The following is a 19,058-nucleotide window of genomic DNA, read 5'->3' on the forward strand; positions in this document are numbered from 1 at the left end:
TCATTCCATTGTACAAAAAAAGACCCTGTAGAGTAGACACTTTTTTTAAGTGTCTACTCTACAGGGTACAGTTTATTCTATGGCATCCTCCTTTTGTTCTTATTCTAAAGTCAATACGATGCGCCCGTTGATTTCTCCTTTTTCCATCATCGAAAACACGTCGTTGATTTCATCAAGTGTTCTTGTTTCAATATTTGTTCTTACTTTTCCCTCTGCAGCAAATTGAACAGCTTCCTGTAAGTCTTTTCTCGTGCCTACGATTGACCCTTTTACAGTTACCCCATTTAGTACTGTATCAAAAATCGGGATTGGAAGTTCATCATTCGGCAGTCCAACTACGACCAGTGTCCCGCCCCTCTTGACTGAACTGTATGCCTGTTCGAATGCCTTTTTCGTAACTGCTACAGAAATGGCTGCCTGCACACCACCAACTTTATCCTTTATGGCTTGTACAGGATCAGTCTTAAGCCCATTAACAGTGAAATCCGCCCCCAGCTCCGTTGCCAGATCAAGCTTATCATCTTGAATATCGACAGCAATGACATTAAAGCCCATCGCTTTCGCATATTGAAGGGCAACATGTCCCAATCCGCCAATTCCATAGATCGCTACCCAATCACCAGGTTTCGCTTCTGATACTTTAAGTGCTTTATAAGTCGTTACACCCGCACAGAAAATCGGTGAAACTTCCGCAAAGTCTAGCCCTTCAGGAACCTTCACCACATACTTGGCAGGTGCTTTACAGTATTCCGCATATCCCCCGTCCACGGAATAGCCTGCATTCAGTTGATCCAAGCAAAGCGTCTCCCTTCCAGTCAGACAATACTCACAATCGCCACAGGCCGAGTAAAGCCATGGGATCCCAACACGGTCACCTACTTTCAAGGAAGTTACGCCTTCTGCCACCTTTTCTATAATGCCTACACCCTCATGTCCAGGGATAAGCGGAAGTTTAGGTTTAACTGGCCAATCGCCATGTACCGCATGTAAATCGGTATGACACACGCCACATGCTTTAATTTTCACTAATATCTCACCATAAACCAAGTCTGGGATGGGTACTTCTTTAATCTCAAGTTCTTGGTTAAATTCATTGACGACTGCTGCCTTCATTGTCCTAATCTGTTGTTTTGCATTGAAAGTGCTTTCCCCTTGTTTTACATTCATGATTCATATTCCTCCCTTAATTAAGTGGATATTTTTTTACTACCACACATACAAGATGCAAGTGCCATGCCACTTCAAAAGGCCAAGACAACAGCATTCACTAAAAAAAAGTGCCGAAAAGTCGGCACTTCTGGACGAATTAACGGCTCAAGTCGGACGAAATCCGGTTTGTATATTGCAGACCAAATAGCTCACCCTATAAATAGGAGGTGTCTAAAACATGGACCAATTTGAAAAAGCCTATGAATCCTATAAACAGCAAGGAACACCGCAAGCAAACCAACTTGATTCAGCTGGAAAAGAAGAAATCATCGCCGTAAGGAAAAATGAAGAGGACAATATTATCGCCATCAAGACGGACTCCGGCCGCGAGCTCGACTACCCCACTGCCCTTTCGGAAGCCAAAGCAGGCAACCTGGCCAATGTTGACGTCTTTCATAAATATGGCCGTGACATATTGCGGAGTGAGCCCGATGGGATAAAAGAAAATAACCTGGATCAACTACCGGAGTTTTGAGTTTACGGGGAAACTGCCTGATATGGGCAGTTTTTTTCTGTCTGGATCTAAACGATAAAAAAGAACCAGCTAATAGCCGGATCCTTATTTTTCATACTGATAGGATTCAGAGATTTCGAGCAGTTGGCCACAGGACTCGACAACCTCAATGATTTCCATCCACGACATGTCCAGACCCAGTTCATTAGCATGGGAAATCTTATCACGTAATTTCCGGATGGCATTTGCATCCTTTTTCCCTTTACTTTTTGAAGGGATTTGGAAGAAACACCTCAGTTGTTTATCCTTATGTATGATGTCGAATTTATCACTGATTTGCAGGCACTCTATTAAATTGATATCTTCATTTTTATCGATTCTCCTCCTATATAATTCGGTTGCTTTTTCTAAACGGTCTTCGCTGATCATTGGATGCCAGGTGCCATCGCCAAATCTATCCATGATGATATCGCTCATCCTCATTTCCAATAAGGTAATATATCCGAATATGAGCATCCTGATTGGAGGCTTTTGAAGGTCGGCATGGGTGATCAACTTTTTAATTGAATTATTCTCCAATACGAACACCCTTGTTTTATTCTTAAAAATATGGAGAAGCTGGATCAAAGGGGTTGAATCCGAAACCATTTCCCTTGGTGAAAAATTTCTTAAATATTCCGAAACGCTCCCTTCACCTAGTTCTTCCCTATCTATATATCCGATGATTTCTCCTTGATCTTGCACTGCCAATATATCAAAATTCTTTTTTTCCAGAGCTTTCTGGATATCCAGCGCCAGATCGTTTTTATGGCAAAACTCAAGCTCCTGGGCTATGCTCTTTACCGTAATATTTTCTTCATAAAGAGTTTTAAGACTAAGATAGCTGCTATTGCTTTTTCCATGGCTTCCAATTAACATCTTTCATCCTCCGCTTATGAACTTTCTGCACGTTTTACCAATCACGAACCGCTTTAAGAGCGATTGCCTCTTCAAAGTTTTGGAGCAATCGCATTCGAACAAGTTTATAAGGCTTTAACCGCTAACTGAATAATAAAATGTCCATGTCATCAATAAATAAAGTCCACTAAGTGGACTCAATCCCATTCATCTGGATCTTTTTGGCACCATAAATCAAATGCCATCAACAGCATTGCCTACCGCCGTTTCCTCATTCCCCTCTCCTTCCCAAGCCTTACAAACATCCACCCAACCCTTTGCTCCTGAATATTCAAATAATTCTGCGAGTGTAAGTTCTATTGCAGAGTTCGTACTGCCGCATGCCGGGAACAATGACTCAAAGCGCTTCATTGATACATCAAGAAAAACATCTAGATCGTTTGCAAGTCCAAATGGGCAAACTCCTCCGATGGCATGGCCCGTTTGTTCGAGCACTTCCTCAGGTGATAACATTCGTGCTTTGAATCCGAACACCTGACGAAATTTCTTATTATCCACTTTTGCGTCCCCTGCCGCTACAACCAAAATAGCATGTTCACCTTCCCCCCTAAAGGAAAGAGTCTTAGCGATCCGTGCTGGGATAACGCCGATGGTAACTGCTGCCTCAATCACCGTAGCACTCGATGTTTCGAACTCCATTACATCGCCTTCCCGGTCCCATTGTTTAAAATGGCTTTTGACACTCTCGATACACATATAATTTTCACTCCTTTGAAGTTCATACAAAAATAATATCATCCTTCATTACAATAAATCAAAACCCTTTTGGACTTCCCCTGCCTTATAAATACAACCATTCTTTACAAATTGACCAAACAAGCTTACATGAGATACTATTAATCTTCGGGCAAAAGCCTTAACGTGGTTCGTAACCATCCCACGATAAAAAACTAGGGAGAGAGTAAAATGAATGTTCGTACACTCGTGATAAACGGGTTATTGGCTCCCTTGTATGTGGCGGTCTCATTGGTGTTTAAACCAATTGCTTTTGAGATGTTCCAATTTCGTGTACCGGAAATGTTGAATCATCTGATTGTATTCAATAAAAAGTATATCTACGGTATCGTGGGCGGCGTCTTCATATCTAATCTGCTTTTTTCGCCGATGGTGCCATTTGATTTGATTTTCGGGGTAGGGCAATCCGTACTCGCCTTATTGCTTGTCATTTTTGTATCTCGGTCCATAAAAAGCATTAAAGGACGAATGATCGCCACGATTATCTTTTTCACATTCACAATGTTCTTAATTGCAATTGAACTGAACCTTGCCTTTGGCTTACCATTCTGGTTAAGTTGGATGACCACGGCTGTTGGTGAGTTCGTTGTCCTCTTGATTGGTGCGCCAATTATTTATGGAATGAACAAAAGAATTCAGTTTGAAAAGTGGCTATAAAGGAATCTTCGCGTCGTTAACCCACTATAATGTAAACAGAGCTGTCTGCATCATGCGACAGCTCTTTTTTCACCAATGAACTTGAAAATGATAAACTATTAGTCAGAATGGTGGTGACCCTTTGAAAAAAGTCCTGACTTTAACCGGTCTATTGGTAATGGTATTATTTATTTTTTTAAATGCAGAATTATTTACTTTGATTTGGAAAAGTGACTTGGATTCAGTTATTGGCATATTGATGGAAAACTTATTGCTTACATTTATTGTGACATTCGTATTGATGTTTGTCCAAAATTCATTTACAATCATCCCCTTAATATTGCTCCTGACTATCAATGTCACGATATTCGGATTCATATATGGCTACCTATGGAGTTGGTTTACAAGTGTTGTTGCGTCAGGGTTTATTTTTTATGCAGCAAGAAACTGGTTTCAGGAACTTCTTTTAAAGAAGATGGGCAAAAAGTGGCAAGAAACTGTTGTAGAGCATGGTTTCATGTACGTTTTTACCGGCAGGATTTTCCCGCTTATCCCAACAAGTTTAATTAACTTGGCAGCTGGAGTCAGCACCGTCACTTTCAAGGATTTTTTATTTGCGACGGCACTAGGCAACCTTATATACTTTTTCTTCCTATCTCTAATCCCATATGGATTCCTATCCGTTGAAATGAACCAATATACGCTAGCTGCACTTGCACTCCTTTTCTTACTATTTTTCATTATCTATAAGCGTGCAAAAAAGAAAAAGAAACTATCCTTATTCAGAAAAAACAGGTGACCGCATTGGCCCCTGTTTTTTTATTTAGGATTCTGCATATATTTTTTTTCGATAGTTTGTTAAAATGTGTATGTAATTTTACCTTTGAAATGTCTTAAAATCAGGGAGAATCTCCATGTCCAAACGCTCCATTTTAGCAATTTATATCCTATCCGGGATTCTTACACTAGTCGTGTTCGACTATTTTTTAACTACAAATATCCATAACAAAGAGTTCTTCATTCAACTTCAAAGAGCGGAAGGCATTTTTTTCCTTTTATCTATAGGCTTGATCTTATACCTTTACTTAGCTAAAAGGGAAGAATTCAAACAATTAAAAGAAGCGGAACAACGTCGGCGTACCCTCATCAATTCAATGGTGGATTTCGTTAACTTCAAGGATGGTGATGGCCGATGGCTTGAATCCAATGCCTTCGGGCTGCAATTATTTCAATTGGAGCATGTAGACTATAAAGGAAAAAAAGACAGAGAACTCGCAGAATACTCCGAATTTTATAAAGAGGCGTTGATATACTGTGAAGGTTCCGATGAAGAAACGTGGGTAAAAGGGGAAATCACAAGATGTGAGGAAATCATCCCTCTTCCCGACGGCAATCACAAGACCTTTGATACAATCAAAGTTCCTCTGTTCAATGAGGATGGTTCACGAAAAGGCTTAGTCGTCATTGGCAGGGATATTTCTGAAAGGGTTGTCGCGGAGAAACAATTATTCGATAGTGAACAACGCTATAAATCATTGTTTGAACACAATCCTTATCCGATGCTGATGCTTGATTTAAACGGATTGATCACGACCGTAAATCCAAGGTTTGAAACGGTAACAGGCTTTCAAAAAGAAGAAATACATGGTGCCTCATTCATTAATTTGAAATTTTCAGCAGAAGATGCGGATTTAATCCGTACATCTTGCCAATATGTCATGGAAAACCATAAGGGGATCAAAAAAGGGAAAGATATAGAATTCATAACGAAGTACGGGAAGTCCATCTTACTTTCATGTACGTTTGTCCCGATGATGGTTGGCGAAGATTTGGTCGGGATCATCACTTATGCTAAAGAGGTCACTCAAATTCGAGAAACCGAAGCACGCTTGAGAAGAACCGAAAAATTGTCGATAGTTGGCGAGCTAGCCGCAAGTGTAGCCCACGAAGTACGAAACCCGTTGACTTCTTTAAAGGGCTTCGTCCAGCTGCTTAAAAAGAGCGACCATCCCTATGAACAATACTACACGATTATGTTAAGTGAATTGGACCGGATCAATCTAATTGTAAGCGAGTTACTCGTTCTGGCAAAACCACAGGAACTTCCATTCAGCAAACATCAAATCATCGAACTGATGAATGATGTCAAAACATTGTTGAAACCAGAGGCGGACTCGTACCCCACCCAAATATCAATATCTGTTAAAAACGAAATACCGCTTCTGTTATGTGAGGCAAACCAATTAAAACAAGTATTCATAAACATGCTCAAGAATTCAATGGAGGCATCCGCCGATCACATTTTGATTGATTTCGAGCGCATGGACAATAACCTTTCCATTACCATCAAAGATAATGGAAGCGGAATAGAAAAAAAACGGTTAAAGCATCTTGGTGAACCTTTCTATTCTTCTAAAGAAAAAGGAACAGGGTTAGGATTGACAGTCAGCTGCCGAATCATTGAAGCGCACCGGGGGAAGGTCCGTTTTAACAGCGAACTAAACCATGGAACCGAGGTCCAAATCATTTTGCCCATATAAGTATAAATCGGAGGACAAGCCTTTATCTTGTCCTTTTTTGCAGGTTTCGGAACCATACTTGATAAAATTAAAATAGGGAGGTAAAGAAATCCTTGATTTCCCTCAAGAATGACACAGCCTCATCAGGTTGGTTCCCCTTTAAGTATCCTTTGCCCTCCTGCGTTATTGGATGTAACGGTCTCTGTTTTGCCAGCTGTACCCATTTGCGTTGCCTCAATTACCGCCTCTTTTTTTTGACATCATCCACGGTCTCTTCCTTATCCTTTTCCACATCCATATCCTTTCAGAAAAACAAGGACTACGTCGCTCCCGATCCTTTGAAACTGTAACTGAAATAGCCGTCTTTGCTTTATCCTTGAAAAATTACTTCTTAATCGGGTTTGCGCCACAGGCCTTTTGATTTTTACGCAGGGGAATTACCACCAATATTTCCCATCCGATGTTTTATTGGCTATAATGGTGGAAGCTAGGCAAATCTAACCTTATTGTTATCACTTTTTTAGTGAACCTCTCAAACTGCCTTTAGATAACTAATTTATTTTCACTGTTTTTTCACATTTTCCTTTTATAATAAGCTTACATAATCTGATGAAAGGATGATGGCACACCAAGATGAAGAATTATTTATGGCTGGTAGTCAGCCTATTCAGTTTGCTTTTATACCCGGCAATGGCTTCTGGTCATGCTACAGTAATAAGCTCTAATCCTAGCCCGAATGAAGTGATGGATACTCTTCCTGAAAAGATCAGCATTCAATTCAGTGAGAATATACAACCAGCTTTCCATTCGCTTGAGGTATTCAGCCAAGATGGGGACAAAATTCAAATTCAAGATAGTGCAATCTCGGAACAAAGTGAAAAAGTACTGGAAGCTAAGTGGAAAGGCACTATTGATGAGGGGATTTACTACATAAAATGGAGAGTGGTTTCCAGCGATGGCCATCCCATTGAAGGGACAATCCCCTTTCAATTTGGAGATTCAACGGTCCTACCAAATCAAGAAATTTCCAAAGTGAACGCAGGTTTTCCGGATTCCATCACCGTTTTCCTGCAAAGTCTTCAATACATATGCTTCGCGGCCCTTACCGGAATCCTTTTTTTCCAATTATCTTTAATGAAGGGTTCTCGTCTTTTTGAAGCCAGCAGCAGGGCTCGTCTATACCTTTGGCTTTCATATGCAGGTCTAGCATTTTCCATCTTCTGCAGTCTGCCTTTAAAAGTGACGATTGACGCTGGTGTAGGTTGGGCGGATGCGTTTAATGGGACTTTTATAAAAGAAGTATTGAATGCTACAAGCTTCGGTACCATCTGGATCATAGAAATTCTATTGTTGCTCCTTCTGTTTTTAGTTATTTATTTCATGCTCGAGAACACACTGATTAAATCACTACCCTTCCTTTCTTTCATCATAATAGCAATCTTGATGGTTTGTAAGGCTTTAACTGGACATACGGCAGCTGTTCCTAATCAGGTTCTGGCCGTTTTGATGGATTTCCTCCACTTATTGTCCATGGCTTTATGGCTTGGCGGCCTTTTGGCCTTATTGGTTATTTTGCCTGGACTTGCTAATCGGCAGGCAGACGATAAGAAAACCTTTTACTGGTCAATCATTCAAAGGTTTTCCAGATGGTCGTTTCTGTTTGTAATCATACTGATCATTAGCGGGATCTATAGCAGTTTACAGCATGTACCGACTATCCATTCATTGATAAATACAACATATGGACAATTGTTACTTGCGAAAATTGGTCTCATGTTAGTCATGATCGTTTTAGGGGCCTTTCATTATTTCAGGGGGAAAAAGCGGGTTAAAAAACTTGGTTATAGTGTGGGAATGGAGTTTGGTTTAGGAATCGTCGTACTCATTGTTGCGGCTCTATTGACAAATGTCCAAACTGCCATGTCTTCTCCCGGTCCAATAGAGAAAACGTTACTGACTGACGAAAATAATGAGGTCACATTAATGGTGACTCCGAATAAAGTCGGGGATAACCTGATTCAAGTAGATCTATCCAATGGAGGCAAGCCGATAGCTGAAATAGAACAGCTTACAATCACTATGCAGCCCGTAGATACCCCAGGCGGTGAGATAAAGCTGCAAATGAAGGAAAAAAGCACAGGTACATTTGCATCAAAGTCTATATTAACCATGCCAGGAAAGTGGAATATCCATATTCACGGATTAACTGATAGCCTGGATTCAATCAATGCTGATTTTACAATTTTCATAGGGAATTCATAACAGGAGGGATAAATACAAATGAAAAACATTTCAAAGCTTCTTATTTCCACATTTGCTGCATTATTCATTTTCTCTAGTTCTGCGTATGCACACGTTACGGTCAAGCCAACCTCATCTGCACCTGAGGCGTGGGAAACTTATACACTCAAAGTGCCCGTTGAAAAAGAGACTGCCACCACAAAGGTGACTTTAAAAGTACCTGAAGGGGTTACTTTTGAAAGCTATCAGCCTGTACCAGGATGGAAAGTGACAACCAAGGCTGACAAAGATGGGCATGTAAAAACGGTAACTTGGGCAGCAACTGAAGAAGGAATAACCGCTGGACAATTCCAGCAATTCTCATTCGTTGCCCAAAATCCTAAAGAAGAAACGAAAGTGGCCTGGGATGCATTTCAATATTACGAAGATGGTGAAATTGTTGAATGGAGCGGTGATGAAGGCTCAGACCTACCGCATTCTGTAACGGAAATTTCGGTAGCTCCCAAGGATGCTGCTGGATCTACGGACCATGGTCACAAAAATGAAGCAGACACTAATAATTCCAAGACTACTGACAATGCAAAGGATTCCGTAACAACAGAAGGTGATAGCAATCAAACGCTGATCATCACTCTGGCTGTCATATCACTAATTCTTTCCATTGTAGCGCTTTTTGCAGCTCTTAGGAAAAATAAAAAATAATCATTATGGAAGGTGCCCCAAGAATCATGGGGCACCTTTTTTCACTTCTAATTTTCCATGACTACCGATTTACTCGGAAACTGAAGGTTTTCTGATTTTATGGTAGTATTAATGGAATTTTCCACTCTTTGTTCCGTTATCGTTAGGTTAAGCATTCCATTGCCCTGTGCCTTTTTGCTTATTCCCAGGTCTTCCGTACTTTTCACTAACTGTGCATATAATTCCGATTCAGTTAATTCGCGGTCAAATTCCTTTTCCGCAATCACTTTCAAGAGGGCTGCTGCACCGCTTACATGAGGCGTAGCCATCGACGTTCCGCTCAGCCTTGCAAATTTATTTCCTGGATACGTAGAAAGAATACCAACCCCTGGCGCCACCAAGTCAATTTCATCATTTGTATTTGAAAAATCAGCTAAATTTCTGTTTAAATCCACAGCTCCTACTTCCACTACCTCGGGATATGCTCCTGGATAATCCATTTCATCCGTTTCATGACGCCCATCGCCACTATTTCCAGCGGCGCAAACGACAAGGATATCGTTCTGAAGAGCCTTTTGAATGAGTTTGTGTTCAGCTTCATCCGCTGGGCCGCCTAGTGAAAGTGAAATAACAGAAACCTTTTCTTCATTAGGTCCCCGCCAATTGATTGCATACTCTAAAGCTCCATTAATCCAATCTATTTCGCCTTGCCCTTGACCATTTAAGGCCTTTAACGCTAATACGCTTGCTTTAGGAGCCACTCCAACTACACCAGCATTATTAACGGCGGCCAAAATTGTACCGCTCACATGTGTCCCATGTCCGTTATCATCTTGATAATCCCCGGTATTGGTAAAATCCTTCCCTCCGATGATTCTTTCTTTAAGATCTGGATGTCCTTTATCAATGCCTGTATCGATGACGGCAACTATCACACCCTCACCATAATTGCCTTTTTCCCAAATTGCCGGGGCCTTCACAAGCTCGACACCCTCAGGAATCTTCTCTTTAACCGTGTCCATTACTTCAAGTACTTTGTAAGGTATTAATCTTTTTTCTCTTGTCATTTGATTACCCCTTCCTTCGTTCAATAAGTTAAACTGCCAACAGTGTGGGGATTTTCATCCCGTCTGGTTGCCGTCTACCGTTGAAAGAGATGAGATCAAAAAACTCTTCTCCCTTATATATACCAGATTTTTAAAAATAAAAAAGAAGTTTTCGGAAAATTCCGTCTAAATAACTACTTTTTATTTCTTTTTCTTTTATTATCTGGTAATTCATATTATAGAACAAATGTTCTGTTTATTCTACATGTTTTTTATCAATTATCAAATTTCATTTTAAAGCTAAGCGCTTTTCGCAACTAAAAAAGAAGCGACCCCGAATCGAGTCAGCTTCCATGGATGTTAAGCTGCGCCACAGCATTTTTTGTATTTTTTCCCGCTTCCGCATGGACAAGGTTCATTTCTTCCAATTACTGGATTTTCATGGACGTGCGGCATTTTAGCTGCCTTGGCACTTTCCATGATAATTTGCGTGCCTTTTTCCTTCATTTGCTGATACCGCTGTTTAAATAACTCCATTACATCTTTACTGTACTTTAACGTATCTTCCGCGATATCCATCGCCTTTTGCTTGGATATATTATAATCCTCCAGGGCAAATTGATTATCCCTGAAAGAAACCCTAACTCCAAAATGCTGTCCAGCCTGTTTATTGGTCTTGCGCTCCTCAACGAATTCAAGGTATACTTCCTGGCAATCACAAGTCTGATGCATGCAATAATAATCATATATCCAATACGTTTTATCTTCATACTTACTCTTTAAAGCAATGCCATCCTCAACGCCAAAAACATCCAAATATTTAATCGCTTTTCCATCGAGGATCTCAAATGGATCAATCGTTCTCATCTATAGACACATCCTAATTCATCAAAGTTTATTCTTCCTATGTATTGTACAACCTAATTCATCAATCGTCACTTGAAACGAAGCCTGATGAGGCCAAATCCATTTCGTTAAAGCAGATATATGGAAGCCTTATTGAAGGCAAAAAAACAGCTGCAGCAGTGATTTTGCACTGCTGCAGCTGCCCCTAATCCTTAATCTTTCATCCGATCCAAGTGGTCAATTCATTAATCGGTGTTTTCTTAGCAGGTTTCGGCTCCATGTCAGGATAACCCAAGTATATGAAAGCCAGTATTTCCCCCTTTGAGGATAGCTTGAAATATTCCCGGACCTTTTCATGATAAGTTATTTTCCCCGTTCTCCATACTGCTCCCAGACCTAGGGAATGTGCAGCAAGAAGCATGTTTTGGATGGCACTGTTCACTGCCGCATATTCCTCGGAAACGAGGACATTTTTCTTATCACTAGGCTCTATGCCCACTGCGATAATGACAGGAGCCCTTAAGGGATTCTTTTTTTGCCTTTCAAGCTTACTGATTAAATTTTCAGGGGTATCATCAGAATTTTCAATTCTTGTTATTTCTTCGAATACCTGCCCAAGTTCATTTCTTCCTTCTCCTGTCAATACAAAAAAACGCCAGGGCTCCGTTCGGTGATGATTAGGTGCATATGTTCCAGCTTCTATGATTTGCTCGATCATTTCTTTAGGTACCGGATCTTGCTTGACGATTCCAATGCTTCTTCTCGTTTTTATAGCTTCAATAGTTTCCATTTTATCTCCCCTTATCCCTTTATTTCTAATAGTTTCTGTTTCAGTTCATTTTCCATTGACGCCAATTCCTGTTCGGCTTGTCGGCGTTTATGCCTGCCTTCTTCTTGAATCCGCATGGTCTCCTCAAGCGTGGAAATCAAGTTAGCTTGCGTATTCTTTAATGTTTCGATATCGACAAGTCCCCGCTCATTTTCCTTAGCCGTTTCAATGGTATTCGTTTTCAGCATTTCAGAATTCTTCAATAACAAGTCATTTGTAGTCTTGGAAACCTGCTTTTGCGCTTCTACAGCATGCCTCTGCCTGATTAAGGTCAATGCAATCGCAACCTGATTTTTCCAAAGTGGAATGGCCGTCATGATCGAAGATTGTATTTTCTCGACTAGTGCCTGATTCGTGTTTTGGATCAGCCTGATTTGCGGTGCGCTTTGAATCGTGATTTCACGACTCAATTTCAAATCATGAAGCCTTTTATCCAACCGTTCAGCAAATTGCCGCATATCATTGACTTCTTGAAATTTCATTTGATCATTGCTTAATTCAGCGGACTTCCTTAGTTCCGGAATCGTTTTCTCATGGATTTCTTCGAGTTTGATTTCCCCTGCTGCAATATAAACATTCAAAGCCTGGAAATATTCTTTATTCGTTTCATATAGCTTTTCAAGGATTACAATATCCGATAACAGGATATTCTTGCTCCGGTCGAGTTTTACACTGATTCGATCAATTTGGGCCCCTGTTTTTTGATACTTGGAGAGCACCTCCTGTACAGATCCCGAGAGCTTCCCGAACATGCGTGCAAAAAATGAGGGCTTATCCGGTTTAAGCTCATCCGGGCTCAGCTCGTTTAACTTCTTCATTAAATCACTGATAATGTTGCCCACTTCACCTACATCTTTTTTCTGGACATGCTCAAGCATCGAGTTTGAAAAGGTCAGGAGCTTTGATTGGGCGGGTGTACCATAGGATATCATCGCTTGATGATTCGTTGGATCGATTTGTTCGGCGAGCTGATAAGCCTTTGCCCTGTTCTCTTCAGGAATGACATCAATCAGTTTAACCGGTTTCGCTTCCTGGGAAGATACTTTCTCAAGTTCCTGCACCCCATCGAATGGATTGGCTAAAAGATCATCGATCAAACTGGCGTTATTCGTTTTATTCAACAGGTTTGGATCATTGTTATTCATTTTAACCTCCTGCTTTCATCAATTACTTGTGACTCTTTTCTAGTTTTAATGGATTGTTTAGCAACGTCCAATTCGAAGTTAAGGTTATCGATATCATCGGCAATCACTTTATATAAATCCTTTTCTATCGTTTTAGTGAGTTCCTTTAAGGTTTTACGAGTTTCTGTTAAGGAAAGTTCAAGTTCCTTATTCTTTTTTGGCTGCTGTGATAAAAAAACATATTTCTCGGCGAGCTCCGTAGCTGAATCCAGATGCGAGTAATAAAATTGCTCCGCCTGGTAAAAGCGCTTCGGTTCTTTTTTCGTGAGACTATATATTTTCCTGATCATTTTAATCATATCCTTCCTCTGTTTAAAAGAAGAGATATGCCTGACCGAGATTAGTGCCTTTTGCACCCGCCATATTTTCGGTTTTGCTTCAATTAAATTTTTCTTTATATATTGGTATTCTTTTCTCGTCAATTCATGCTTTTTCAGGAATCTTGATGAAAAATAAACGGAACTTAACCAATAGGAAAGCGCCCCTCCTGCTAAGGATATGACAACAGATAGGACAAACGGTTGATTCAATCCAAAATAGCTAATCATCCAAAACGGCAAAACCATTGGAAATGCAATCAATATCGGAACAAAACCAGCAAGAAATCGATTCATTATCTTTACACTCCTGACTTACACTCTTTTCTATATATACGGATTATCTTTAAGATTGGTTTCAAGATGGATGAAAGATTTTCTCCTATACTAAACGATATAGGAACAGCATGGTTTCTGCAAATTTATTGAAATTTTTTCGGTAAAATTATCTCTTCTTCCCACTATTATGGGCAAACGCCTAGACACTTCACCGGAACTTACATAAGTTATTACGTATCCATCCTGATTTTAAAAAGGAGAGTTGACTATGAATTCATACGGATTTTATCCTTATCCACAACAAAATGGAAATCAACAGTACTATCAGTCTAATTTTAACCCCTATTTCCAACAGCCAGAAAGATTTGAATATGCACCACAGCAAGATTGGAACCTTCAGCAGATTCAAGAAAATTCATATAGCCACGTGCCCGAACAGTTCGATTTTGAAAGGGAGCCTCAACAACTTGAACGAAGAGTCCGAGAACTTGAGCGTCAAAATGAGCGTCAAACGAGGGAACTCACTCGGCAGAACCAAGAAATCACACGGATAAATCGAGAATTGAACCGTGTTAACCAGGAAATAACCAGGCTAAGTCAAACTGATCAACGCCATTCGAATAGGCTGAACCGACTAAATCAAAGACTTCGTGCCGTCGAAAGAAACCTAAACATTCCCTTCACCGCAACAGAGGATGGCTTTTAATACAAAAAGCAGGAGCTCATTATGGGCCCTGCTTTTTGTATCTTTTATCGGAAGGGTTTGATAATCAGTAATTCCAATAAATGAATTTAATCAAACGATTGATTAAATTTTAAAGGACCACCAAACCCTTGTCTGGCGTACTTTAACTGATTAATCACTCCTTAAAACCATCCTTGGTCTCCCTTAACAGCCCTTATAACAAATTCTGCCTACAAATGTTATAATATCCACTTTACCAAAAAAACTTTCAGCTGCTCCCTTAAGTGTACCCTGAATTTAAACACACCATTTTGAAGAACACCATCGTTCACAGAGCTTTACGATTTCACTCATATCATGTGAAATATACACAATTGTTTTCCCTTGCCTTTCCAGTATTTTTACATATTGATTAATTTCGAGTTTGGAATGAAGATCGATGCCCACGGTTGGTTCGTCCATCAAAAGGATATCAGGGGCACGTACCTAACGCGATATTAGGTTTCCGTTTCATACCGCCTGATAAGCCCTTTTCAGCCTCTTTTTGGCCGACCTCCAGCGTTGTCAGGAACCCATTTAAATGTGGACTATCTGTAAGCTGTCAACGACGAGCCTTGTTTCCAAGAATCTTCAATTGATGACCGCCATATTAAATGGCTGAGCCCTGCTCTCTTCTTTAAATTGATGCTCCCAATAAAAAAAATAGGAGTCAGCTACATCCCTGCGGCTGCTTTCCTACCCTCAAATCCTTCAATGTTATCTAAGTAGTGGCCCACAACAATAGTTCATGAGATAGTATCACAAAAATCCCTTAAATAATGTAAGCCCTCCTAAAGTTAAAAAAAATATATTCCATAATGAAAAAACAAAAAAAGAACGTGAGCCATCCCTTGCGCTCCCGTTCTTTCTCGATTACAACATGACCTGTTTCAATTTTTCATTTCTTGATTCCTTTTCCTCCTGAGTAGACAAGTCATACTTCTTCAATAGATGAAAAAGTTCATTCAATGTTTCCTGTGAATTCCCTTTTTCCAGATAACAATCTATTGCTTGACTCAATGCGGTTGGTAAAAATGCCTTTTGACTCTCAAATTTCTGCCTGACATCTTGCTGCGAATGGTTAAGATTACATGCTCCCATTTAAAATTCACCTCTTAATTGATTCTACCATTAATATAATTATAGACCTTACCTTGTCAATTCTTCGTCCTGCTCAAAGTAGCCATCCACCTTGATGAACTCCGGTGAGGTATGTTTCTTCTTCTTCAACAGTTGATCTTATAGGCACCCAAACATTTACAACTTTAAAGATGAAACCTTGTCAATGAAAAGCCCCATATGCACAGCACCACTAATCCAAATGATTGAACTCCGAGCAAATGCCATCTCCCTCCTGTAAACAATCCATTTTCAGTAGAGAAAAAACCTACCGCTATCGTACCCCATATGCCTTCTTTTCATTAATCAAACGTTTGATTAATGAAAAGAAGGTATTAAAAAAACCTTGAGAAATTTGGAAGGTATATTTAATCATTTTTTCCTTACTCTAAAAAGGCAGTGGAAAACCAAGGAGGTAACACCATGACAGTAATTAGTGATGTTAAGACGACTTTAGCTGGACTAAAAAGTGCTCAAGCAAGCTTCGAGACCTTTGCCCTTTCAACAGACAACGAGCAAGCAAAACAACTTTATCAACAAGCTGCTCAACAAACACAATCGATTGTTGACAGCGTTTCTCCCCGAATTGATCAGATTGAGCAAGAAGAACCACAATATAAGCAATAAGAAATCATATAAAAAGGTTGGTTGAGGCAACCAACCTTTTTTATATCTTTAATCCATCTATAAGGAGACGGTACCTTGCCATACAAGCTAAACTGTTTCATTCCTTTTTTTTTCATATTAATCGTTTTGCTTATGACAGGATGTTCGGCAAATTCCAGTCAAAAAGATAGTAATAAGGATCGGGACTTGAATATATCCAAAGTACATACCAACAAGCCAATTAACCAAACGGCAGCCAATCAAGCTAAAAATAAGCTAATGAACCAGGACGAAGTCGCGGATGTAAAAGCCGTGAATTCCAATAAGGAACTGCTAGTGGCCATTAAAGTGGAAAACTTCGATCGACTACGCTTAAAAAAGATTGAAAAGAAATCGCAAACAGAACTGGAAGACATGTTTCCTGATTATAAAATCCTGATCTCGACAGATCAAAAGATGTTTATAGAACTGGAGCAGCTGGAGCAGGAACTTGAGAAAGACCATACTAAAATGGACTCCTTAAATAGGGAATTCAAAAGGATAAAAGCCTTATTGAATGAAAAAACGTAACAAATGAAAGAAGTGATACGAGGATGTCAAATAATAAAAAGAAAAAACTGACACCTGTCCAACAGGAATATCAGCAACTTCAAAACCAACTGGAAACCAAAAGGCCAATACTACTGAATTGCGTAAAAGCATTTATGACTGGCGGTATAATTTGCCTGATCGGACAGGTCATTTCGAACTTTTATATCCATTACTTTGACTTCACGGACCAGACAGCTGGAAACCCAACTGCAGGCACATTAATTTTCGTCGCCATGCTTCTCACCGGATTTGGGGTGTATGACAGAATCGCCCAATTTGGCGGTGCTGGTTCTGCTGTGCCGCTTACGGGATTCGGTAATGCCGTTATATCGGCAGCGATTGAACACCGGACGGAAGGTTTCGTTTTAGGAGTCGGCGGCAATATGTTCAAATTGGCTGGATCCGTTATCTTATTCGGTGTATTTTCCGCTTTTATCGTAGCAATGATAAAAACAATACTCATACAATGGGGTGGTTTATAATGCTTACGGGACATCGCACATGGGTGTTTGATCAAAATCCTGTCATCATCTCAACCGGAACCGTTGGTGGTCCATTTGAAGCAAACGGTTTGCTTGCTGATGATTTCGATCTACTTCATTCGGATTTATGGCTAAATCAAGATTCCTATGAAAAGGCTCACAAAGTCCTCATAGAAGAAGCGAGTACAAAAGCAATCGAAAAGGCGGGTCTTCAAAAGGAACAAATCCAATTTTTCCTCGGAGGCGACCTTATCAATCAAATAACCCCTACGAGTTTTGCCTGTCGAACATTGGGAACACCTTATCTCGGCTTATTTGGAGCTTGCTCAACCTCTATGGAAGGACTGGCTCTCGGAGCATACCTTGTCAATACCAAAGGGGCAGATTACTTATTGACAGGAGCATCAAGTCATAACACAGCAGTTGAAAAGCAATTTCGCTACCCAACTGAATACGGTGGGCAAAAACCTCCAACAGCCCAATGGACCGTTACGGGGGCAGGTGTGGCTTTATTAAGCAGTGCCGGGGAAGGCCCAAGAGTCACTTCAGCTACGATAGGCCGTGTCATCGACATGGGATTGACTGACCCTTTCAATATGGGAGGTGCCATGGCCCCGGCTGCTGTGGATACGATTGAAGCCCATTTAAGAGAACGGAACCTCTCCCCATCTTATTATGATTTAATAGTGACCGGGGATTTAGGAAAAATTGGACATGAAGTTTCATTGGAATTATTTAAAAAACATGGAACTCCCATTGAGGAAAATCAATATAAAGATTGCGGTTTAATGATATACAAGAATGATCAACCGGTCCTATCTGGAGCGAGCGGACCTGGATGTTCCGCAACCGTTGTGTATGGTCATTTATTAAATCGCATGAAAAAGGGTGAAATAAAACGAATGCTCGTCGTGGCTACCGGTGCCTTGTTATCTCCCCTTTCCTTTCAACAAAGTGAGACGATTCCATGCATTGCCCATGCCGTATCAATTGAATATGGCGGTGAACCACAATTATGATTTACTTTTGGGCTTTTGTAGTCGGGGGCTCCATTTGTGTAATCGGGCAGATAATGTTTGATGTATTTAAACTCACGCCTGCCCATACTTTATGTACTTTTGTTGTTACGGGAGCGCTTTTGGATGGTTTTGGATTATATGAACCTTTCATTGATTTTGCGGGTGCAGGAGCGACAGTGCCCATTACCAGTTTTGGAAATTCCCTTGTACACGGAGCGTTAGCCGAAGCGGAAAAGCATGGCTTGATCGGTGTTGTATCTGGCATGTTCGAAGTAACCAGTGCCGGGATATCAGCTGCCATCATTTTTGGTATGATCGGAGCCATTATTTTTAGACCTAAAGGATAAGGAGGATGCTCCATGACGATAGCTTCTGATGTAAAACAATGTGTCTCTAGCCTAAAAGGAGTTGAGGCAGGCTTATCCAGCCTAGCACTCCGGACTCAAGATGATGAATCTAAACGCACCTTGCATGAAACGATGCTGGTGGTGAATGAAATACTGAAGGATGTACAAAAGCGAGTGGGTGAGTTAGAACGGGAAGAACCACAATATAAGGGGTTTTAAATACCTATGAATTGCAGG

The 19,058-nt window shown here is 40.4% G+C and carries 22 protein-coding genes and 1 riboswitch; of the genes, 13 read left to right on the forward strand and 9 right to left on the reverse strand.

Annotated elements, in window-relative coordinates; translation table 11 throughout:
• Positions 1 to 99: 99 nt before the first annotated feature.
• Positions 100 to 1,113 carry an alcohol dehydrogenase AdhP gene (adhP, locus tag ACFX4L_RS15310; RefSeq protein WP_061465944.1) on the reverse strand — a complete coding sequence of 338 codons (1,014 nt, stop codon included), beginning with the start codon at positions 1,111 to 1,113 and terminating at the stop codon, positions 100 to 102.
• Between the two features lie 274 nt (positions 1,114 to 1,387).
• Between adhP and ACFX4L_RS15315 the strand changes: the two genes are divergently transcribed.
• Positions 1,388 to 1,684 carry a DUF3892 domain-containing protein gene (locus tag ACFX4L_RS15315; protein WP_061461310.1) on the forward strand — a complete coding sequence of 99 codons (297 nt, stop codon included), beginning with the start codon at positions 1,388 to 1,390 and terminating at the stop codon, positions 1,682 to 1,684.
• A gap of 84 nt (positions 1,685 to 1,768) precedes the next feature.
• Here ACFX4L_RS15315 and ACFX4L_RS15320 read toward each other — a convergent pair whose 3' ends face one another.
• Together ACFX4L_RS15320 and ACFX4L_RS15325 are read right to left on the reverse strand one after the other, a co-directional pair.
• Positions 1,769 to 2,581, reverse strand: coding sequence for a hypothetical protein (locus ACFX4L_RS15320; RefSeq protein WP_089362539.1), 813 nt, complete (start codon positions 2,579 to 2,581; stop codon positions 1,769 to 1,771).
• Between the two features lie 213 nt (positions 2,582 to 2,794).
• On the reverse strand, positions 2,795 to 3,316 hold the full coding sequence (locus ACFX4L_RS15325) for a YbaK/EbsC family protein (RefSeq protein WP_089362538.1): 522 nt from the start codon (positions 3,314 to 3,316) through the stop codon (positions 2,795 to 2,797).
• 159 nt (positions 3,317 to 3,475) lie between these two features.
• Positions 3,476 to 3,520: riboswitch (PreQ1 riboswitch) on the forward strand.
• A 6-nt stretch (positions 3,521 to 3,526) separates the two neighbouring features.
• On the opposite strand from ACFX4L_RS15325, the gene ACFX4L_RS15330 reads away from it, so the two are divergent.
• The 5 genes from ACFX4L_RS15330 (at position 3,527) to ACFX4L_RS15350 (ending at position 9,453) form a co-directional block, all read left to right on the forward strand.
• Positions 3,527 to 4,012 carry a QueT transporter family protein gene (locus tag ACFX4L_RS15330; RefSeq protein WP_377383829.1) on the forward strand — a complete coding sequence of 162 codons (486 nt, stop codon included), beginning with the start codon at positions 3,527 to 3,529 and terminating at the stop codon, positions 4,010 to 4,012.
• A gap of 121 nt (positions 4,013 to 4,133) precedes the next feature.
• Entirely contained in the window at positions 4,134 to 4,790 is a 657-nt protein-coding gene (locus ACFX4L_RS15335; RefSeq protein WP_377383832.1) for a TVP38/TMEM64 family protein, read from the forward strand.
• Between the two features lie 115 nt (positions 4,791 to 4,905).
• Positions 4,906 to 6,531 (forward strand): PAS domain S-box protein, encoded by a 1,626-nt coding sequence (locus tag ACFX4L_RS15340; RefSeq protein ID WP_377383835.1) that lies wholly within the window; start codon positions 4,906 to 4,908, stop codon positions 6,529 to 6,531.
• Positions 6,532 to 7,143: 612 nt separating this feature from the next.
• Positions 7,144 to 8,772, forward strand: a complete 1,629-nt coding sequence (locus ACFX4L_RS15345) for a copper resistance CopC/CopD family protein (protein WP_284471940.1) — start codon at positions 7,144 to 7,146, stop codon at positions 8,770 to 8,772.
• An 18-nt stretch (positions 8,773 to 8,790) separates the two neighbouring features.
• Positions 8,791 to 9,453: a YcnI family copper-binding membrane protein gene (locus tag ACFX4L_RS15350; RefSeq protein ID WP_284471941.1), complete on the forward strand. Its 663-nt coding sequence runs from the start codon at positions 8,791 to 8,793 to the stop codon at positions 9,451 to 9,453.
• A 47-nt stretch (positions 9,454 to 9,500) separates the two neighbouring features.
• On the opposite strand, the gene ACFX4L_RS15355 is transcribed toward ACFX4L_RS15350, so the two are convergent.
• The 5 genes from ACFX4L_RS15355 to ACFX4L_RS15375 form a co-directional block, all read right to left on the reverse strand.
• Positions 9,501 to 10,499 carry a S8 family peptidase gene (locus tag ACFX4L_RS15355; protein ID WP_377405577.1) on the reverse strand — a complete coding sequence of 333 codons (999 nt, stop codon included), beginning with the start codon at positions 10,497 to 10,499 and terminating at the stop codon, positions 9,501 to 9,503.
• A gap of 339 nt (positions 10,500 to 10,838) precedes the next feature.
• Positions 10,839 to 11,345, reverse strand: coding sequence for an SEC-C metal-binding domain-containing protein (locus tag ACFX4L_RS15360; protein WP_089362533.1), 507 nt, complete (start codon positions 11,343 to 11,345; stop codon positions 10,839 to 10,841).
• Between the two features lie 199 nt (positions 11,346 to 11,544).
• On the reverse strand, positions 11,545 to 12,114 hold the full coding sequence (locus ACFX4L_RS15365; RefSeq protein WP_284471944.1) for a nitroreductase family protein: 570 nt from the start codon (positions 12,112 to 12,114) through the stop codon (positions 11,545 to 11,547).
• An 11-nt stretch (positions 12,115 to 12,125) separates the two neighbouring features.
• Positions 12,126 to 13,298 carry a toxic anion resistance protein gene (locus tag ACFX4L_RS15370; protein WP_089362531.1) on the reverse strand — a complete coding sequence of 391 codons (1,173 nt, stop codon included), beginning with the start codon at positions 13,296 to 13,298 and terminating at the stop codon, positions 12,126 to 12,128.
• Positions 13,295 to 13,951, reverse strand: coding sequence for a 5-bromo-4-chloroindolyl phosphate hydrolysis family protein (locus tag ACFX4L_RS15375; protein ID WP_061461298.1), 657 nt, complete (start codon positions 13,949 to 13,951; stop codon positions 13,295 to 13,297). Before ACFX4L_RS15375 ends, ACFX4L_RS15370 begins: the two co-directional genes overlap by 4 nt.
• Before the next feature lie 250 nt (positions 13,952 to 14,201).
• On the opposite strand from ACFX4L_RS15375, the gene ACFX4L_RS15380 reads away from it, so the two are divergent.
• Positions 14,202 to 14,639 (forward strand): hypothetical protein, encoded by a 438-nt coding sequence (locus ACFX4L_RS15380; RefSeq protein ID WP_089362530.1) that lies wholly within the window; start codon positions 14,202 to 14,204, stop codon positions 14,637 to 14,639.
• Positions 14,640 to 15,530: 891 nt separating this feature from the next.
• Here ACFX4L_RS15380 and ACFX4L_RS15385 read toward each other — a convergent pair.
• On the reverse strand, positions 15,531 to 15,758 hold the full coding sequence (locus ACFX4L_RS15385; RefSeq protein ID WP_377405579.1) for a hypothetical protein: 228 nt from the start codon (positions 15,756 to 15,758) through the stop codon (positions 15,531 to 15,533).
• A gap of 441 nt (positions 15,759 to 16,199) precedes the next feature.
• Between ACFX4L_RS15385 and ACFX4L_RS15390 the strand changes: the two genes are divergently transcribed.
• The 6 genes from ACFX4L_RS15390 (at position 16,200) to ACFX4L_RS15415 (ending at position 19,040) form a co-directional block, all read left to right on the forward strand.
• Complete coding sequence (locus tag ACFX4L_RS15390; protein ID WP_053344237.1) at positions 16,200 to 16,403, forward strand: DUF1657 domain-containing protein; 204 nt, start codon at positions 16,200 to 16,202, stop codon at positions 16,401 to 16,403.
• Positions 16,404 to 16,478: 75 nt separating this feature from the next.
• A complete protein-coding gene (locus ACFX4L_RS15395) occupies positions 16,479 to 16,952 on the forward strand; it encodes a YhcN/YlaJ family sporulation lipoprotein (protein WP_377405581.1) in 474 nt (157 codons plus the stop codon).
• 23 nt (positions 16,953 to 16,975) lie between these two features.
• The gene (gene spoVAC / locus ACFX4L_RS15400) at positions 16,976 to 17,455 is read left to right on the forward strand and encodes a stage V sporulation protein AC (RefSeq protein ID WP_317778335.1); all 480 of its coding nucleotides are present in this window, start codon (positions 16,976 to 16,978) and stop codon (positions 17,453 to 17,455) included.
• The gene (gene spoVAD, locus ACFX4L_RS15405; protein ID WP_377405583.1) at positions 17,455 to 18,474 is read left to right on the forward strand and encodes a stage V sporulation protein AD; all 1,020 of its coding nucleotides are present in this window, start codon (positions 17,455 to 17,457) and stop codon (positions 18,472 to 18,474) included. Before spoVAC ends, spoVAD begins: the two co-directional genes overlap by 1 nt.
• Positions 18,471 to 18,821 (forward strand): stage V sporulation protein AE, encoded by a 351-nt coding sequence (gene spoVAE / locus ACFX4L_RS15410; protein ID WP_061461293.1) that lies wholly within the window; start codon positions 18,471 to 18,473, stop codon positions 18,819 to 18,821. The genes spoVAD and spoVAE overlap by 4 nt, the downstream gene beginning before the upstream one ends.
• A 12-nt stretch (positions 18,822 to 18,833) precedes the next feature.
• Complete coding sequence (locus ACFX4L_RS15415; protein WP_061461292.1) at positions 18,834 to 19,040, forward strand: DUF1657 domain-containing protein; 207 nt, start codon at positions 18,834 to 18,836, stop codon at positions 19,038 to 19,040.
• Positions 19,041 to 19,058: the final 18 nt, after the last annotated feature.

It is taken from the genome of Peribacillus sp. YIM B13482 (assembly GCF_042787975.1).
Taxonomy (GTDB): domain Bacteria; phylum Bacillota; class Bacilli; order Bacillales; family DSM-1321; genus Peribacillus; species Peribacillus simplex_A.

Coding starts and splice junctions, on each gene's coding strand:
- adhP (WP_061465944.1), bottom strand. CDS start 1,113: ATGAAGGCAGCAGTCGTCAATGAATTTAACCAAGAACTTGAGATTAAA.
- ACFX4L_RS15315 (WP_061461310.1), top strand. CDS start 1,388: ATGGACCAATTTGAAAAAGCCTATGAATCCTATAAACAGCAAGGAACA.
- ACFX4L_RS15320 (WP_089362539.1), bottom strand. CDS start 2,581: ATGTTAATTGGAAGCCATGGAAAAAGCAATAGCAGCTATCTTAGTCTT.
- ACFX4L_RS15325 (WP_089362538.1), bottom strand. CDS start 3,316: ATGTGTATCGAGAGTGTCAAAAGCCATTTTAAACAATGGGACCGGGAA.
- ACFX4L_RS15330 (WP_377383829.1), top strand. CDS start 3,527: ATGAATGTTCGTACACTCGTGATAAACGGGTTATTGGCTCCCTTGTAT.
- ACFX4L_RS15340 (WP_377383835.1), top strand. CDS start 4,906: ATGTCCAAACGCTCCATTTTAGCAATTTATATCCTATCCGGGATTCTT.
- ACFX4L_RS15345 (WP_284471940.1), top strand. CDS start 7,144: ATGAAGAATTATTTATGGCTGGTAGTCAGCCTATTCAGTTTGCTTTTA.
- ACFX4L_RS15350 (WP_284471941.1), top strand. CDS start 8,791: ATGAAAAACATTTCAAAGCTTCTTATTTCCACATTTGCTGCATTATTC.
- ACFX4L_RS15355 (WP_377405577.1), bottom strand. CDS start 10,499: ATGACAAGAGAAAAAAGATTAATACCTTACAAAGTACTTGAAGTAATG.
- ACFX4L_RS15360 (WP_089362533.1), bottom strand. CDS start 11,345: ATGAGAACGATTGATCCATTTGAGATCCTCGATGGAAAAGCGATTAAA.
- ACFX4L_RS15365 (WP_284471944.1), bottom strand. CDS start 12,114: ATGGAAACTATTGAAGCTATAAAAACGAGAAGAAGCATTGGAATCGTC.
- ACFX4L_RS15370 (WP_089362531.1), bottom strand. CDS start 13,298: ATGAATAACAATGATCCAAACCTGTTGAATAAAACGAATAACGCCAGT.
- ACFX4L_RS15375 (WP_061461298.1), bottom strand. CDS start 13,951: ATGAATCGATTTCTTGCTGGTTTTGTTCCGATATTGATTGCATTTCCA.
- ACFX4L_RS15380 (WP_089362530.1), top strand. CDS start 14,202: ATGAATTCATACGGATTTTATCCTTATCCACAACAAAATGGAAATCAA.
- ACFX4L_RS15385 (WP_377405579.1), bottom strand. CDS start 15,758: ATGGGAGCATGTAATCTTAACCATTCGCAGCAAGATGTCAGGCAGAAA.
- ACFX4L_RS15390 (WP_053344237.1), top strand. CDS start 16,200: ATGACAGTAATTAGTGATGTTAAGACGACTTTAGCTGGACTAAAAAGT.
- spoVAC (WP_317778335.1), top strand. CDS start 16,976: ATGTCAAATAATAAAAAGAAAAAACTGACACCTGTCCAACAGGAATAT.
- spoVAD (WP_377405583.1), top strand. CDS start 17,455: ATGCTTACGGGACATCGCACATGGGTGTTTGATCAAAATCCTGTCATC.
- spoVAE (WP_061461293.1), top strand. CDS start 18,471: ATGATTTACTTTTGGGCTTTTGTAGTCGGGGGCTCCATTTGTGTAATC.
- ACFX4L_RS15415 (WP_061461292.1), top strand. CDS start 18,834: ATGACGATAGCTTCTGATGTAAAACAATGTGTCTCTAGCCTAAAAGGA.